Origin of the sequence: Streptomyces abyssomicinicus (assembly GCF_008974245.1) — a bacterium.
Taxonomy (GTDB): Bacteria; Actinomycetota; Actinomycetes; order Streptomycetales; family Streptomycetaceae; genus Streptomyces; species Streptomyces abyssomicinicus.
Map to the genome: position 1 here is coordinate 239,901 of NZ_BBZI01000007.1, position 14,981 is coordinate 254,881.

Consider the following 14,981-nt stretch of genomic DNA (forward strand, 5'->3'; position numbering starts at 1 on the left):
CGGTCTCACCGATGACCCGTGCCGCGCTGCTGCTGCTGGCCGACGGACGCTTCCCCGCCGGAGGGCACGCCCACTCCGGCGGCGCCGAGGCCGCGGTCCGGGCCGGCCTGATCACCGACGCCGCCTCGCTGGAGGAGTTCTGCCGGGGCCGCCTGCACACCTCGGGCCTGGTCGCCGCCTCGCTCGCCGCGGCCGCGGCGCTCGGCGTGGACCCGGGGGACCTGGACGCCGCCGCCGACGCCCGCACCCCGTCCCCGGCGCTGCGCGCCGCGGCCCGCCGGCTCGGGCGACAGCTCCTGCGGGCCGCCCGGGCGACCTGGCCGTGCGCCGGACTCGACCTGCTGGCACGGCGGTTCCCCAAGGGCGCCCACCAGCCGGTGGTGCTCGGCGCCGTCGCCCAGGCGGCCGGGCTGGAGCCGCTGGACGCCGCGTACTGCGCCGCCTACGAGAGCGTGGGCGGCCCCGCCACCGCCACCGTCCGGCTGCTCGGCCTCGACCCGTTCGACGCCACGGGGGTGCTCGCCCGGCTGGCCCCAGCCACCGACCGGGTCGCCGACCGGGCCGTGCGGGCCGCCCGCGAGGCGCTGGATACGGGCGTGGACGCCCTCCCCGCCGCCTCGGCGCCCCTCCTGGAGATCTCGGCGGAGGTCCACGCGGCCCGCACCGGCCGCCTGTTCGCCACCTGAAGTCCCGCTCCCGCCGCCTCCCGCCGCGGCGTCCGCCGCCCTCCCGCCGTGTGTCCCCCCTGCTTCCGTCCGCCGCTTCCGCCCCGTCCCCAGGAGCCCGCCCATGCACCTGCACCACCCGCACGACGGCCACGGCCACGGCGCTCCCGCCCCGTCCGGCGCGGCCGCCCGGCGCCCCGACGGAACGCGGCGCGCACTGCGCCTCGGGCTCGGCGGGCCCGTCGGTTCGGGCAAGACCGCCACGGTGGCCGCCCTCTGCCGCGAGCTGAGGTCCGAGCTGTCGCTGGCCGTCGTCACCAACGACATCTACACCCGCGAGGACGCCGAGTTCCTGCTGCGGGAGGCGGTCCTGCCGCCCGAGAGGATCACCGCCGTGGAGACGGGCGCCTGCCCGCACACCGCGATCCGCGACGACATCTCCGCCAACCTCGAGGCGGTCGAGGACCTGGAGGACGCCGTCGGGCCGCTGGACCTCGTCCTGCTCGAGTCCGGAGGCGACAACCTGACCGCCACCTTCTCCCGGGGACTGGTGGACGCCCAGATCTTCGTGATCGACGTGGCGGGCGGCGACGACATCCCGCGCAAGGGCGGCCCCGGCGTCACCACCGCGGACCTGCTGGTCGTCAACAAGACCGACCTGGCCCCCTACGTGGGCTCCGACCTGGACCGGATGGCCGCCGACGCGAAGGCGCAGCGGGGGCACCTGCCGGTGGTGTTCCAGTCCCTGCGGGAGGAGGCCGGAGTCGACCGGGTCGCCGCCTGGGTCCGGGAGCGGCTGGCCGCGTGGCGGGCGTGACCGCGGGCGGCGGCACCGCGGGGGTCCGCGCGCACGCCCGGATCGAGGCGCGGCCCGACGGCCGGGGCTCCACCGTCCTGCCGGTGCTGGCCGGCGAGGGGCCGCTCGCCCTGCGCCGGACCCGCGGCACGGCGGGCGAGGCGCGGGTGACGGTCGTCGGCGCCATGAGCGGCCCCCTGGGCGGCGACCGGTTCCTGCTGGAGGCGGACGTCGCCGCGGACGCCCGGCTGGGCGTCGGCTCGGCCGCCGCCACCCTCGCCCTGCCCGGTCAGGGCAAGGACCCGGCACGGCAGGAGACCCGGCTGCGGGTCGCCGCGGGCGCCGCGCTGCGGTGGGAGCCCGAGCCGCTGATCTCGGTCCGCGGCAGCGACCTCGAACTCCTCACCCGGGCCGAGGTCGCGGAGGGCGGGCGGCTGCTGCTCCGGGAGGAACTGGTGCTCGGCCGCCACGCCGAGCCGCCCGGCACGCTCACCTCACGGCTGACCCTGCGCGTGGGCGGACGGCTCGTGCTCGACCAGGAGCTGGCGTGCGGCCCGGGGGCGCCCGGCGGCTGGGACGGGCCCGCGGTGCTGGCGGGCCACCGCGCCGTCGGCCAGATCCTGCTGGTCGACCCCGCCTTCGCCGTCCGGCCGCCGCCGTCCCGGCTCCTCGGCCAGGCGGCGTCCCTGGTCGCGTTGCCCGGCCCCGCCGCCCTGATCACCGCCCTCGCACCGGACGCGCTGCGCCTGCGCCGCCTCCTGGAGGAGGCGCTGCGCGCGACGGCGGGTCCGGCCGGGGACGCCGAGGGCGGGTGACCGGGGCGGAGGCGGGCGACCGCGGCCGGTGCGGAGGGCCGCGGCCGGGGCGGGTGACGTCAGGTCACCCGGCGGACAGCACCCGCTCCAGCGCCGCGAGGGCTCCGCGCAACTGGTCCTCGGTGATGGTCAGGGGCGGAGCGACGCGGATGGTGGACCCGTGGGTGTCCTTGACCAGGACGCCCTCGGCGAGGAGCCGCTCACCCACCTCGCGGCCCGTGCCCAGCGCGGGGTCGACGTCGACCCCCGCCCACAGCCCCCGCGTGCGGAAGCCCAGCACGCCGCGCCCCACCAGCGGCGCGAGCCCGTCCCGCAGCACGATGCCCAGCTCGGCCGCCCGCCGCTGGTACTCCCCGGTCTCCAGCAGCCCCACCACCGCCGTGCCGACCGCCGCCGCCAGCGGATTGCCGCCGAACGTCGAGCCGTGCGTCCCCGGCCCCAGTACGCCCAGCACGTCCCGCCGCCCCACGACCGCGGACACCGGGACGATGCCGCCGCCCAGCGCCTTGCCCAGCAGCACCAGGTCGGGCGTCACCTCCTCAAGGTCCACGGCCAGCGTGGACCCCGTGCGGCCCAGACCGGACTGGATCTCGTCCGCCACGAACAGGCACCCGGCCCGGCGGGTGATCTCCCGGACACCCGACAGGTAGCCGTCGTCCGGGACGATCACCCCCGCCTCGCCCTGCACCGGCTCCAGCAGCACCGCCGCCGTGGTCGCGTCCACGGCCGCCTCCAGGGCGGGCAGGTCGTTGTACGGCACGATCCGGAACCCCGGAGCGAACGGCCCGAAGCCGGCCCGCGCCGTCTCGTCCGTGGAGAAGCCCACGACCGTCGTCGTCCGGCCGTGGAAGTTGTCGGCGGCCACCACGATCGTCGCCTGCCCGTCGGGCACGCCCTTGACGTCGTAGGCCCATTTGCGGGCGACCTTCACCGCGCTCTCCACCGCCTCGGCGCCGGTGTTCATGGGCAGTACCGCCTCCTGCCCGGTCAGCGCGGCGAGCCGCTCGGCGAAGCCCGCCAGCCGGTCGTTGTGGAAGGCGCGCGAGGTCAGGGTGAGGCGGTCGAGCTGGCGATGGGCGGCCTCCACCAGCACGGGGTGGCGGTGGCCGAAGTTGAGGGCGGAGTAGCCGGCCAGCAGGTCGAGGTAGCGGCGGCCCTCCACGTCCTCCACCCAGGCACCCTCCGCCCGGGCCACCACCACCGGCAGCGGATGGTAGTTGGGCGCGAGGACGGCCTCCTCGGCGCGGATCAGGCCGGCGGAGTCCCGGCCCGGGCCCGGGCCGCCGGGAAGGGCACGGCCGGGGCCGTCGGCGCCGTCGGTGCCGTGAACGCCGTCGGGGTCTTCGGGGCCGCCGGGACGGCCGGAGGGAACGGTCGGTGCGGTCATGCGCGGACCTCCAGGGTGCAGCACTTGATGCCCCCGCCTGCCTTGCGGAACTCCGACAGGTCGACGGGGACCGGGACATAGCCGCGGCGCGCCAGCTCCTCGGTCAGCGCCACCGCTCCGGGGGCGATGAACACGTGGCGTCCGTCCGAGACCGAGTTCAGGCCGAAGGCCAGCGCGTCACCCAGCGTGGCGATCACCGCGTGCGGGAACAGCCGCTCCAGGACCGCGCGGCTCTCGGGCGCGAAGGCGTCCGGGTAGTAGGCGACGTTCTCGTCGTCGAGGGCGAACAGCGCGGTGTCCAGATGGTAGAAAAACGGATTCACCAGCCGGAGCCCCACGACCGGCACCCCGAAGTGCTCCTCGGCCTCCCGGTGCGCCTCGGGCGTGGTGCGGAACCCCGTCCCGGCCAGCACCCGGCCGCCCACCGGCACCAGGTCGCCCTCGCCCTCGCAGACCGTCCGGGCCCGGCGCACCGGGACGCCGGCCTCCTTGAGCCACAGCTCGTAGTGGCCGGACTCGTCCTGCCGCTCCGGCGCGTGGAACAGCGACCCCAGTGCGCGGCCGTCCAGCACCAGCGCGGCGTTGGCCGCGAAGACCATGTCGGGCAGCCCCGGCACCGGGGCCAGTGTCTCGACCACATGGCCGTGCGCCCGGTAGGCGGCGGCCAGCGCCTCCCACTGCCGGTGCGCGCGCCGGACGTCGACCTCCTCGTCGGGGTGCATCCAGGGATTGATCGCGTAGGACACGTCGAAATGGCGGGGCTCGCACAGCAGGAAGCGCCGTCGCCGCGGCAAGCGTCTCTCGGACATGCCACCACGTTAGGAAGCGGGCATAGCGCCGACAAGGGACCAACCGGGGTGTTCCGTGGCGGATCGCTCCGATGTCGCCGCCGGCGCGCTTGGCGTGACGGGCACACATGTCCGTACGTGCATGTCCATACGTGCGAATACCTCCTACACTCCACCCTCATGCTGCGCGCCCTCGCCGTCGATGACGAACGCCCCTCCCTGGGCGAACTCCTCTACCTGCTGGACGCCGACCCCCGGGTCGGCAGGGCCGAGGGCGCGTCCGACGCCACCGAGGCGCTGCGCCGCATCAACCGCGCCCTGGAGTCCGGACCCGACGGCCCCGAGGCCATCGACGTGGTCTTCCTCGACATCCAGATGCCGGGCCTCGACGGCCTGGACCTGGCCCGGCTGCTCACCGGGTTCGCCAGCCCGCCCCTGGTCGTCTTCGTCACCGCCCACGAGGACTTCGCCGTGCGCGCCTTCGACCTCAAGGCGGTCGACTACGTCCTCAAGCCGGTCCGCCGCGAACGCCTCGCCGAGGCCGTCCGCCGCGCCGACGAACTGCGCGCCGCCCGCATACCCGTGCACGAACCCGAGCCGGACGCGATCACCGTGGACCTCGGCGGCGTCCGCCGGCTGGTCCAGGTCGAGGACATCACCCACGTGGAGGCCCAGGGCGACTACGCCCGGCTGCACACCGCGGCCGGCAGCCACTTGGTCCGCGTCCCGCTCTCCACCCTGGAGGAGCGCTGGCGGCCGCACGGCTTCGTCCGCATCCACCGGCGCCACCTGGTCGCCCTGCGCCACATCGGCGAACTGCGGCTCGCCGCCGGAACCGTGAGCGTCCTGGTCGGCGACGAGGAACTCCAGGTCAGCCGCCGCCACGCCCGCGAACTGCGCGACCTGCTCATGCGCCGCGGCGCCGCGTAGGAGGCCCCGCGATGTCCCACGAGCCCCGCCAGGCCGCCGAGCGGCCCGCCCGCGTGGTGGTCACCGGACCGCCCCGCCGCCACCACGGCCCCGGCCGCGGCGGCGGGACCCACTACCGGCCCCGCACCGAGATCCACGAGCAGACCACCCTCGGCCACACCTACGTCCGCTCCCTGATGCGCACCCAGCTCCGCACCGCGCTGACCGTCTTCGCCGTCCTCGCCGCACTGGTCGCCCCGCTGCCGCTGCTCTTCGCCGCCGCCCCGCACGGCCGCCTCCTGGAGTGGGCGGTGCTCGGCTTCTGCCTCTACCCGCCGCTCGTGCTCCTCGCCCGGTGGCACGTGCGCCGCGCCGAACGCCACGAGAGGGACTTCGTGCGGCTCGTCGAGGACCAGGACCGCTGACCGGACACACGAGGAACGAGAGCCGCACGGTATGAACGAGAGCCACGCCGTGGCCGCGGTCGCCCTGGTGGTGGTCGCCACCGCACTGGTCGGCGCCTTCGGCCTGCGCGTCTCCCGCACCACCTCCGACTTCTACGTCGCCTCCCGCACCGTCGGCCCCCGCCTCAACGCGGCCGCCATCAGCGGCGAGTACCTCTCCGCCGCCTCCTTCCTGGGCATCGCCGGACTCGTCCTCGTCCAGGGCCCCGACATGCTCTGGTACCCGGTCGGCTACACCGCCGGATACCTCGTCCTGCTGCTCTTCGTCGCCGCCCCGCTGCGCCGCTCCGGCGCCTACACGCTGCCCGACTTCGCCGAGGCCCGGCTCGCCTCGCCCCGGGTGCGGAAGCTGGCGAGCGGCTTCGTGGTCGGCATCGGCTGGCTCTACCTGATACCCCAGCTCCAGGGCGCCGGGCTCACCCTCAAGGTCCTCACCGGGGCGCCCGGCATGCTCGGCTCGGTGATCGTCGCGGTGGTGGTGGTCGCCAACGTCGCCGCCGGCGGGATGCGCTCGATCACCTTCGTCCAGGCGTTCCAGTACTGGCTCAAACTGACCGCCCTGCTGGTCCCCGCCCTCTTCCTGGTCCTCGCCTGGCAGGGCGACGGCGCGCCCACCCGGGTGTTCGACGAACCCGCCGCCCTGCGCGAGCACCGCACCGTGCGGGTCCAGGACACCGTCGAGATCCGCCTGACCGAACCCCTCACGGTCACCGTCCACGGCCGCGTCGACGGACATCCCTACGACGGCGACCGGGTCACCCTGCCCGAGGGCGTCCACACGGTGCAGGGGGGCGCCCGGCTCGGCCTGCCGGCCGGAGCGCCCGTCCCGGTGGCCCAGGGCTCCGGCGACACCGTCCTCCCCGACACGGTCCTGTCCGACGGCGCTCTCTCCGACGGCGCGGCCACCGCCCAGGGGGAACGCCCGCTGTACGCCACCTACGGGCTGATCCTCGCCACCTTCCTCGGCACCATGGGCCTGCCCCACGTGGTCGTCCGCTTCTACACCAGCCCCAACGGCGTCGCCGCCCGCCGCACCACCGTCGTCGTCCTCGGCCTGATCGGCGCCTTCTACCTGCTGCCCCCGGTGTACGGGGCGCTCGCCCGGATGTACGCCCCCGAACTGGTGCTCACCGGCAACACCGACGCCGCGGTGCTGCTGCTCCCGGACCGCATGATCGGCGGCGTCGGCGGCGACCTGCTGGGCGCCCTGGTGGCCGGCGGCGCCTTCGCCGCGTTCCTGTCCACCGCCTCCGGCCTCACCGTCGCGCTGGCCGGGGTGATCGCCCAGGACGCGCTGCCCTCCCGGGGCATCCGCCACTTCCGGGTGGGCGCCGTGACCGCCATGGCGGTGCCGCTGGCCGCGAGCGTGCTGGCCGGGCGGCTGCCGATCGCCGACGCCGTCGGACTCGCCTTCGCGGTCTCCGCGTCCTCCTTCTGCCCCCTGCTGGTGCTCGGCATCTGGTGGCGGCGGCTCACCCCGCCTGGCGCCGCGGCCGGAATGCTGGTCGGCGGCGGCTCCGCGCTCGCCGCCGTGTCCGTCACCCTCGTCGGCCCCCGTCCGGCGACCGGCGTCCCTCACGCCCTGCTCGCCTGGCCCGCCCTGTGGTCGGTGCCGCTGGCCTTCCTCACCATGATCCTGGTCTCGCTGGCCACCCCCGGCCGGATCCCCCCGGGCACCGACGCCGTCCTCGCCCGCTTCCACCTGCCCGAGGAGATCGGCGGCGGGCCGGTCCGCAAGGAGAACACGGCATGAGCACCCTGGGCGCCCTCCTGGCGGGATTCTGCGTCGCCGTGCCGCCGCTGCTGGCCGCGGGGTTCTGGCTCGGCCGCCGGACCGCCCGCCCGTCCCCCCGGCCGTTCCACCGGGCCGGACTCGGCACGCCCGTCGAGCACGCCACCTTCCAGACCCTGCACACCGCCTCACTGGCGGCGCCGCCGCTGCGCGCCGGGCTGACCGAGGAGACGGCCCGCCGCGCCTCCCGCAGGCTGCGCTCCCTGCTCGGCACCGAGGCGCTCTGCCTCACCGACCTCGACCAGGTCCTGGCCTGGGACGGCGCCGGCTCCCACCACCGGGCCGAGATCACGGAACGCCTCGCCGGCCCGCTGGAGACCGGCCGCGGCGAGGCCTTCCGGCTGCGCTGCGAGACCCCCGACTGCTCCCTGCGCTGGGCCGTGGTCGCCCCGCTCACCGTGGACGACCGGGTGCTCGGCGCGCTCGTCGCCTGCGCGCCGGGGGAGTCCGCCGTCCTGGTGCGGGCCGCGGGAGAGGTCGCCCGCTGGGTCTCCGTCCAGCTCGAACTCGCCGACCTCGACCGCTCCCGCACCCGCCTCATCGAGGCGGAGATCAGGGCGCTGCGGGCGCAGATCTCGCCGCACTTCATCTTCAACTCGCTCGCCGTGATCGCCTCCTTCGTCCGCACCGACCCGGAACGGGCCAGGGAGCTGCTGCTGGAGTTCGCCGACTTCACGCGCTACTCGTTCCGGCGGCACGGCGACTTCACCACCCTCGCCGACGAGCTGCACGCCATCGACCACTACCTGGCGCTGGTCCGCGCCCGCTTCGGCGACCGGCTGGCCGTGACGCTGCAGATCGCACCCGAGGTGCTGCCGGTCACCCTGCCGTTCCTGTGCCTCCAGCCGCTGGTGGAGAACGCGGTCAAGCACGGGCTGGAGGGGCGCGGCGAGAAGTGCGGCATCGGCATCACCGCCCGCGACGAGGGCGCGGAGGCGGTCGTCGTCATCGAGGACGACGGCGTCGGCATGGACCCGGAGCTGCTGCGGCGGATCCTGGCCGGCGAGGCCGGGCCCACCGGGGGCATCGGCCTGTCCAACGTCGACGACCGGCTCCGGCAGGTCTACGGCGACGACTACGGCCTGGTCATCGAGACGGCCCCGGGCGCCGGGATGAAGGTCACCGTGCGGCTGCCGAAGTACCGGCCGGGCGTCCACCCCGCGGGCCCCGCGACGGGAGGCCTCCGCAGAGGGTGAGAAGCGGGGCGGGCGGGGCACCAAGGGGGTAGCGGACCTGAGGAGGGCGCGATGCCTGACACGTCTGGGATCCACGGAACGAAGACGCCCGGCTCGACCAAGACCATGGGAGCGTTCACGGTGGGCGGCCTCGTCGTCGTGACGGCCTACTCCGTGGCGCTCGGCAGCAACGGCTGGCTGTGGTTCGGCTGGGTGGTGCTCGGGGCCCTGTTCCTCGCCCTGGTGGCGCTGCGCGACACCTGACCCGCGGCTGACCCGCGGCGGCGGGCCCCGGCGGAACCTGGCGGGCCCCGGCGGAGTGCCGCGGGGCCTTCCGGGCGGAGCCCGCGCGGCCCGCCCCGTTCAGCCCTGCCGGGCCGACCCCGCCCGCAGGGAGGCGAGGTAGGCGTTGTACGCCTCCAGCTCCGCGTCGCCGTCCCGGTCGGCCGCGCGGTCCTTGCGCTTGGCCTGGCGCTGCTCCGAGCTGTACCACTGGAACAGCAGGGCGATCAGCACCAGCACGGACGGGATCTCGCTGAACGCCCAGGCGATGCCGCCCGCCGCGTTCAGGTCCTCCATGGGGTCGATGCCCAGCGAGGCCGGCGGGTGGGCGAACGCGCCGATCATCGGCGTGGACGCCATCATCAGCGCGATGCCGAAGAAGGCGTGGAACGGCATGCCGGCGAAGAGCTCCAGCATCCGCATCAGGTGACTCGGGCGGTGCGGACCCGGGTCCACGCCCATGATGGGCCAGAAGAAGACCACGCCCACCGCGAAGAAGTGCACCATCATCGCGATGTGCCCCAGGTAGGAGCCCATCAGGACATCCACCAGCGGCGTGAAGTACAGCGCGTAGAGGCTGGCGATGAACATCGGGATGGTGAACAGCGGGTGGGTGATCACCCGCATGTACCGGCTGTGCAGCAGCTTCAGCAGCAGCTCGCGCGGGCCGAGCGTGCCCCGGGCGGCCACCGGCAGGGCGCGCAGCGCCAGGGTGACCGGGGCGCCCAGCAGGATCATGATCGGCGAGAGCATGCTGAGCACCATGTGCTGCACCATGTGCACGCTGAACATGACCATGCCGTAGTCGTTCAGCCCGGTGCACATCACCAGCACCACACTCAGCACGCCGGCGACGAAGGAGACCGTCCGGCCGACCGGCCAGCGGTCGCCGCGCCGGGTCATCCGGACGACGCCCCACCCGTAGAGCAGCAGCCCCAGCAGGCAGGCGACGAGGAAGAAGGCGTCCGGGGACCAGGCGAGCCCCCGTCCGAGGGTGAACGGGGGCAGATCCATGGCGCCGTGACCGCTGTGGTCCATCCGCCGGCTCCTGTTTCGTGGGGGTTGTGCAAATCTGTCCGCACCAGACTAGAACCGCCCCCGGCCGTGCCGGCGGCCGGGGGCGGTTCACCTGCGATTCACGGAAGGCTCGCAGGCGTCGGGGAGGCGCGGGTCACACCCCGTTCGGAGCCGTTCACACCACCGCGGGGGCCTCGGCGTAGCGCTCCTCGGGCACCGTCTTCAGCGAGGCCACGGCCTCGGACAGCGGCACGGTGACGATGTCGGTGCCGCGCAGCGCGGTCATCCTCCCGAACTCGCCGCGGTGGACGGCCTCCACCGCGTGCCAGCCGAAGCGGGTCGCCAGCACCCGGTCGTAGGCGGTGGGAGTGCCGCCGCGCTGGACGTGGCCGAGGATCACCGGGCGGGCCTCCTTGCCGAGGCGGTGCTCCAGCTCGACCGCCAGCAGGTTGGCGATGCCGGCGAACCGCTCGTGGCCGTAGACGTCCTTGCCGCCCTCGTCGAAGTCCATGGTGCCCGCGAGCGGCTTGGCGCCCTCGGCCACCACGACGATGGCGAACCGCTTGCCGGCCTCGAACCGCGCGCCGACCCGCTCGGTCAGCTCCTTGATGTCGAAGGGCCGCTCGGGCACCACGATCGCGTGGGCGCCGGCCGCCATGCCGGAGTGCAGGGCGATCCAGCCGGTGTGGCGGCCCATGACCTCGACGATCAGGACCCGCTGGTGGGACTCGGCGGTCGTCTTCAGCCGGTCCAAGGCGTCGGTGGCCACGCCCACCGCGGTGTCGAAACCGAAGGTGACGTCGGTGACCGCGATGTCGTTGTCGATGGTCTTGGGCACGCCCACGATGGGCAGCCCGCCGTCGGAGAGGAGGCGGGCGGCCTTCAGGGTGCCCTCGCCGCCGATCGGGATGACGGCGTCGAGCCCGAGCTCCTTCATGTGTCCCTTGGCCCGCTCCACGCCGTCCCGCAGATGCTCGGGGCGGACACGGGAGGAGCCGAGGATGGTGCCGCCGCGGGCGAGGATGCCGCCGACGGCGTCCAGGTCCAGCTTGAGGTGGTCGCCCTCGAGGAGACCCCTCCAGCCGTCACGGAAACCGATCACCTCGTCGCCGTGGGCGTCGACGGCGCGGTGGACGACGGAGCGGATGACGGCGTTCAGGCCGGGGCAGTCGCCGCCGGAGGTGAGCACACCAATGCGCATGGCGCGGATAACCTTCTCGATGGGGGACGGCACCGGACCGCTTCGTCCGGGCTTGACGACCGTCACCCTACCGGCGTCAGGGCCCCCTGCCGAACCCGGCGTCCGACAGCCGGACACCCCCGCTCACCTGTGCGGATGCCCCGTCAAACGGGCTTCCGGAAGGCGAGATCGGGGGTGTCGCGAAGGGTGCCGCCGACGCCGGTCGCGGGGGCGTTCCCGGCGGCCGTCAGGCCGGCTGGGTGGCCGCCGCGATGCGCTCCTGGCGCAGCGCCTCGTACCACCGGTCGTCGACCGGCGGCAGGGCGTTGACGTCGAGCGCGAGCTTCAGCAGGTGGTCCGCGATGTGCGGGTTGCGGGCCAGCACGGGGCCGTGCATGTAGGTGCCGAAGACGGTGTCGTTGTACGCGCCCTCGGTGCCGTCGCCGGTGCCGTTGCCGTTGCCGAAGCGCACCCGGGCGAGCGGCTTGGCGTTCGGGCCGACGTGGGTCACGCCCTGGTGGTTCTCGAAGCCGGTCAGCGGGGGCAGACCGAGCCGCGGGTCGATGTCGCCGAGGACGTCGCCGACGCAGCGCGCGCCCTCGCCGCGCACCGAGACCACGTCGAGCAGGCCGAGGCCCGCCTCGCGCTGGCCGAGGTCGTTGATGAACTCGTGGCCGAGGATCTGGTAGCCGGCGCAGACCGAGAAGACGATCGCGCCGTTGCCGACCGCGCGGTGCAGGCCGCCGTCGCGGCGCAGCCGCTCCGCGGCGAGGCGCTGCGGGCGGTCCTCGCCACCGCCGATCAGGTAGATGTCGCCGGAGGTCGGGATCGGCTGGTCGCTGCGCACGTCGATCCGGGCCACGTCCAGGCCGCGCTGGCGGGCCCGGCGCTCGACGACGAGGGCGTTGCCCTGGTCGCCGTAGGTGCTGAGCAGATCCGGGTAGATCCACACCAGCCGGAGTTGGCTGTCACTCATGAGTCGGTCCTCGAACTGTGAGTCGCTGGGCGGTCGCTGGTCGGGGTCAGTTGCCGACGCGGCGGCGCAGGTCCTGGAAGGCGGTGTAGTTGGCGATGACCTCGATGCGCCCCGGCGGGGCGAGGCGGACCGCCTCGTCGAGGTTCTCGCACACCTGGAAGTTCTGGTCGGCGACCTCCAGGCGCACCGCCAGGTCCAGCTTGCGGTCGCCGAGCACGAAGATCGGGTGCCCGTTCAGGCGGGTGTAGTCGACGTCCCACAGCCAGGAGGTGTCGGTGCCGTCGGCGCCGCGGGCGTTCACCGAGAGGATCACCGGCGTCGGCGGCGGGTCGATCAGCGAGAACGTCTCCAGCCAGCCCGCCGGGTTCTTGGCGAGCAGCAGGCGCAGGTCGCGCCCCTGGAACTGCACGGTGTCGTACCGGCCGGCCACCGCCTGCACGTGGTACATGCGCTCCAGCGCCACCTGCGGCGGCACGCCGAACACGGCGGCGACGGCCGCGGAGGAGGTGGCGTTGGCACGGTTGGCGCGGCCCGGCAGCTGGAGGTGGATCGGCCAGGCGGAGCCGTGCGGGTCCAGGACGTGGTCGCCCGAGAGCGCCCAGCTCGGCGTCGGGCGGCGGAAGCCGCACTCGCCGCAGAACCAGTCGTCGCCCGGACGCTGGAGCACACCGCCGCAGGACGGGCAGGACCAGGCGTCGTCCTTCCACATCTGGCCGGCCGCGACCCAGATCACGTTGGGGGAGGACGAGGCCGCCCACACGATCAGCGGGTCGTCGGCGTTGGCCACCACCACGGCCTTGGTGCCGGTCAGGCCCTCGCGCCAGTTCTCCGCGAGCATGCGGGTCTCGGCGGCGCGGTCGAGCTGGTCGCGGGAGAGGTTGAGCAGCGCGACGCACTTGGGGTCGGTCTCGCGGGCGACGGCGATCAGGTACTTCTCGTCGACCTCTATCACGCCGAACCGGGCCTCGTCGTTGCGCTCGGCCAGGGCCGAGGTGATGCCCGCGGGCATGTTGGCGCCCAGCGCGTTGGAGACCACCGGACCGGCCGCGCGCAACGCCTCGGCGATCAGGCGTGTCGTGGTGGTCTTGCCGTTGGTCGCCGAGACCAGCGTGATGTCCAGGCCCTGCGCGAGCCGGGCCAGGAGCTCGGGGTCCAGCTTCAGCGCGACCCGGCCGCCGATCACCGATCCGCTGCCGCGTCCGGCTGCCCGGGAGACGGCCGCGGCGGTCTTGCCCGCCGTCACGGCCAGCTTGGCCCGCGGCGAGAGCGGGTCCGAGGTGCCTGCCATCAGTTCTCGATCCTCCTTGCGTACGCGCCGCGCGTGAGTCCCGGCAGCGTGTGGTGGCCTCAGCCTATCGAGATCCGCTCACCCGGCCGAATACCGGAACCGCACCGTGACCGGCTGCGACGGCGGGCAGCGGAGGGTGGGCGGAACCGTCATGGCCTGGAAGGACCGTACCCTGACCGGCATGCGACACGGTTCGATCCCCGGCGCCGACGGGCGCGTGAGACCTCTCACCCTGCACGGCGACCCCCTGCTCCACAGCCCTTGCGCCGAGGTGACGGAATTCGGGCCGGAGCTCGAACGGCTGGTCGAGGACCTGTTCGCCACCATGTACGCGGCGGGCGGCGTGGGGCTCGCGGCCAACCAGGTGGGGGAGGGGGTGCGGGTCTTCGTGTACGACTGTCCGGACGACGAGGACGTCCGCCATCTCGGTCATCTGGTGAATCCCCGGCTGGTGGAGGCCGACGGGGTGACGGTGCGTGGGCCGGAAGGGTGTCTGTCCCTGCCCGGCCTGGAGGCGGGGACGCCGCGGTTCGACCGGGCGGTGGTGCGCGGGTTCTCCGTCGCGGGCGAACCGGTGGAGGTGTGCGGCACCGGGTTCTTCGCGCGGTGCCTGCAGCACGAGTGCGACCACCTGGACGGCCTGGTCTACGCCGACCGCCTCACGGGGCTGCGGCAGCGGCGGCTGCTGCGGAAGGCCGCGCGGGCGGCGTGGGCCGCCGGGGGGTGATGGCCGGGCTGACCGCCGGGCTCCGCGGGCCGCGGTGGTGAGGCCGGGGCTCCGCGGGCCGCGAGGGTGGGACCCGGGCTCCGCGGGCCGCGGTGAGGTCACCGTGCGTCCGGCGCCGCCCCGTGCGCCCCTCGGGGCCGCCGCGGGGGCGGCCCCCGGAAGGGGGGGAGGACGGCGGGCGGCTCGGGCGGGGACGTCGTGCGGCTCAGAAGGCCGGGCCGTCCTCGCGGTCGCCCGCGTCGGCGAGGCGGCCCCACAGGAGGTCGGCCAGGCTGCTGACCAGTTCCTCGCGCGGGCACGGGCGCTCTCCCAGCCACCAGTCGCCGGCCGCGTGCATCATGCCCACGATCCCGTGGCCCCAGACCCGCGAGACGTGCCGCCCGTTCGGGCCGAGGTCGACCCGCTCCTCGATGACCTGCGCCAGCTCCTCGCCCATCCTGCGCAGCAGCGGCGCCGAGTGGCGCCCCACGTCGAATCCCGGCTCGCCCGAGGAGCCGCCGTCGGCCGGGTGCATCAGGAACCGGTACACCTGCGGACGGGCCTCGATCGCCGCCAGGTAGGTGTCGAGCGTCGCCTCCACCCGCTGCCGGCGCCGGTCGGCCGGCGCGTCCAGCGCCGCCCGCAGCGAGGCCAGCAGGGCGTCGGTGTGCCGCTGGGCGAGCGCCGCGTACAGCCCGCCCTTGTCGCCGAAGTGGCGGTAGAGGATGGGCTTGGTGATCC

Annotated in this window: 16 protein-coding genes; 9 read left to right on the forward strand and 7 right to left on the reverse strand. The window is 74.7% G+C overall.

All coding sequences use genetic code 11. The annotated features are described in order from the left end of the window. Positions 1-11 precede the first annotated feature (11 nt). The 3 genes from GBN72_RS14565 (at position 12) to GBN72_RS14575 (ending at position 2,276) form a co-directional block, all read left to right on the forward strand. On the forward strand, positions 12-686 hold the full coding sequence (locus GBN72_RS14565) for an urease accessory protein UreF (protein ID WP_151772226.1): 675 nt from the start codon (positions 12-14) through the stop codon (positions 684-686). A gap of 103 nt (positions 687-789) precedes the next feature. Continuing rightward, the gene (gene ureG, locus GBN72_RS14570; protein WP_151772227.1) at positions 790-1,482 is read left to right on the forward strand and encodes an urease accessory protein UreG; all 693 of its coding nucleotides are present in this window, start codon (positions 790-792) and stop codon (positions 1,480-1,482) included. Continuing rightward, complete coding sequence (locus tag GBN72_RS14575) at positions 1,470-2,276, forward strand: urease accessory protein UreD (RefSeq protein ID WP_246212492.1); 807 nt, start codon at positions 1,470-1,472, stop codon at positions 2,274-2,276. Before ureG ends, GBN72_RS14575 begins: the two co-directional genes overlap by 13 nt. Positions 2,277-2,340: 64 nt before the next feature. On the opposite strand, the gene rocD is transcribed toward GBN72_RS14575, so the two are convergent. Further along, positions 2,341-3,663, reverse strand: a complete 1,323-nt coding sequence (gene rocD / locus GBN72_RS14580) for an ornithine--oxo-acid transaminase (protein ID WP_151772228.1) — start codon at positions 3,661-3,663, stop codon at positions 2,341-2,343. Continuing rightward, entirely contained in the window at positions 3,660-4,472 is an 813-nt protein-coding gene (ddaH, locus tag GBN72_RS14585) for a dimethylargininase (protein WP_151772229.1), read from the reverse strand. Before ddaH ends, rocD begins: the two co-directional genes overlap by 4 nt. A 159-nt stretch (positions 4,473-4,631) precedes the next feature. On the opposite strand from ddaH, the gene GBN72_RS14590 reads away from it, so the two are divergent. From GBN72_RS14590 to GBN72_RS14610, 5 genes are read left to right on the forward strand one after another with little or no spacing between them, the layout of a single operon-like run. Beyond that, positions 4,632-5,381 (forward strand): LytR/AlgR family response regulator transcription factor, encoded by a 750-nt coding sequence (locus GBN72_RS14590; RefSeq protein ID WP_151772230.1) that lies wholly within the window; start codon positions 4,632-4,634, stop codon positions 5,379-5,381. Positions 5,382-5,392: 11 nt separating this feature from the next. Then, a complete protein-coding gene (locus GBN72_RS14595) occupies positions 5,393-5,785 on the forward strand; it encodes a hypothetical protein (protein WP_151772231.1) in 393 nt (130 codons plus the stop codon). Between the two features lie 31 nt (positions 5,786-5,816). Then, entirely contained in the window at positions 5,817-7,577 is a 1,761-nt protein-coding gene (locus tag GBN72_RS14600) for a sodium/solute symporter (RefSeq protein WP_151772232.1), read from the forward strand. A gap of 5 nt (positions 7,578-7,582) precedes the next feature. Beyond that, positions 7,583-8,812 carry a sensor histidine kinase gene (locus GBN72_RS14605; RefSeq protein WP_164540685.1) on the forward strand — a complete coding sequence of 410 codons (1,230 nt, stop codon included), beginning with the start codon at positions 7,583-7,585 and terminating at the stop codon, positions 8,810-8,812. A gap of 51 nt (positions 8,813-8,863) precedes the next feature. Beyond that, entirely contained in the window at positions 8,864-9,055 is a 192-nt protein-coding gene (locus tag GBN72_RS14610) for a hypothetical protein (RefSeq protein WP_151772234.1), read from the forward strand. Positions 9,056-9,154: 99 nt separating this feature from the next. Here the strand turns inward: GBN72_RS14610 and GBN72_RS14615 are convergent, their stop codons facing one another. The 4 genes from GBN72_RS14615 to GBN72_RS14630 form a co-directional block, all read right to left on the reverse strand. Next, the gene (locus GBN72_RS14615) at positions 9,155-10,111 is read right to left on the reverse strand and encodes a cytochrome c oxidase assembly protein (RefSeq protein WP_151772235.1); all 957 of its coding nucleotides are present in this window, start codon (positions 10,109-10,111) and stop codon (positions 9,155-9,157) included. 154 nt (positions 10,112-10,265) lie between these two features. Beyond that, complete coding sequence (locus GBN72_RS14620) at positions 10,266-11,291, reverse strand: 6-phosphofructokinase (RefSeq protein WP_151772236.1); 1,026 nt, start codon at positions 11,289-11,291, stop codon at positions 10,266-10,268. Positions 11,292-11,517: 226 nt separating this feature from the next. Next, positions 11,518-12,246, reverse strand: coding sequence for a type 1 glutamine amidotransferase (locus GBN72_RS14625; RefSeq protein ID WP_151772237.1), 729 nt, complete (start codon positions 12,244-12,246; stop codon positions 11,518-11,520). A 46-nt stretch (positions 12,247-12,292) separates the two neighbouring features. Continuing rightward, a complete protein-coding gene (locus tag GBN72_RS14630; protein WP_151772238.1) occupies positions 12,293-13,534 on the reverse strand; it encodes a MurT ligase domain-containing protein in 1,242 nt (413 codons plus the stop codon). Positions 13,535-13,715: 181 nt separating this feature from the next. Between GBN72_RS14630 and def the strand changes: the two genes are divergently transcribed. Then, entirely contained in the window at positions 13,716-14,261 is a 546-nt protein-coding gene (gene def / locus GBN72_RS14635) for a peptide deformylase (RefSeq protein ID WP_174887138.1), read from the forward strand. A 205-nt stretch (positions 14,262-14,466) separates the two neighbouring features. Here the strand turns inward: def and GBN72_RS14640 are convergent. Beyond that, on the reverse strand, positions 14,467-14,981 hold a 515-nt coding region (locus GBN72_RS14640; protein ID WP_151772644.1), incomplete at its 5' end, for a TetR/AcrR family transcriptional regulator.

Coding starts and splice junctions, on each gene's coding strand:
- ddaH (WP_151772229.1), bottom strand. CDS start 4,472: ATGTCCGAGAGACGCTTGCCGCGGCGACGGCGCTTCCTGCTGTGCGAG.
- GBN72_RS14615 (WP_151772235.1), bottom strand. CDS start 10,111: ATGGACCACAGCGGTCACGGCGCCATGGATCTGCCCCCGTTCACCCTC.
- rocD (WP_151772228.1), bottom strand. CDS start 3,663: ATGACCGCACCGACCGTTCCCTCCGGCCGTCCCGGCGGCCCCGAAGAC.
- GBN72_RS14600 (WP_151772232.1), top strand. CDS start 5,817: ATGAACGAGAGCCACGCCGTGGCCGCGGTCGCCCTGGTGGTGGTCGCC.
- GBN72_RS14620 (WP_151772236.1), bottom strand. CDS start 11,291: ATGCGCATTGGTGTGCTCACCTCCGGCGGCGACTGCCCCGGCCTGAAC.
- GBN72_RS14565 (WP_151772226.1), top strand. CDS start 12: ATGACCCGTGCCGCGCTGCTGCTGCTGGCCGACGGACGCTTCCCCGCC.
- GBN72_RS14590 (WP_151772230.1), top strand. CDS start 4,632: ATGCTGCGCGCCCTCGCCGTCGATGACGAACGCCCCTCCCTGGGCGAA.
- GBN72_RS14610 (WP_151772234.1), top strand. CDS start 8,864: ATGCCTGACACGTCTGGGATCCACGGAACGAAGACGCCCGGCTCGACC.
- def (WP_174887138.1), top strand. CDS start 13,716: ATGCGACACGGTTCGATCCCCGGCGCCGACGGGCGCGTGAGACCTCTC.
- GBN72_RS14595 (WP_151772231.1), top strand. CDS start 5,393: ATGTCCCACGAGCCCCGCCAGGCCGCCGAGCGGCCCGCCCGCGTGGTG.
- ureG (WP_151772227.1), top strand. CDS start 790: ATGCACCTGCACCACCCGCACGACGGCCACGGCCACGGCGCTCCCGCC.
- GBN72_RS14625 (WP_151772237.1), bottom strand. CDS start 12,246: ATGAGTGACAGCCAACTCCGGCTGGTGTGGATCTACCCGGATCTGCTC.
- GBN72_RS14630 (WP_151772238.1), bottom strand. CDS start 13,534: ATGGCAGGCACCTCGGACCCGCTCTCGCCGCGGGCCAAGCTGGCCGTG.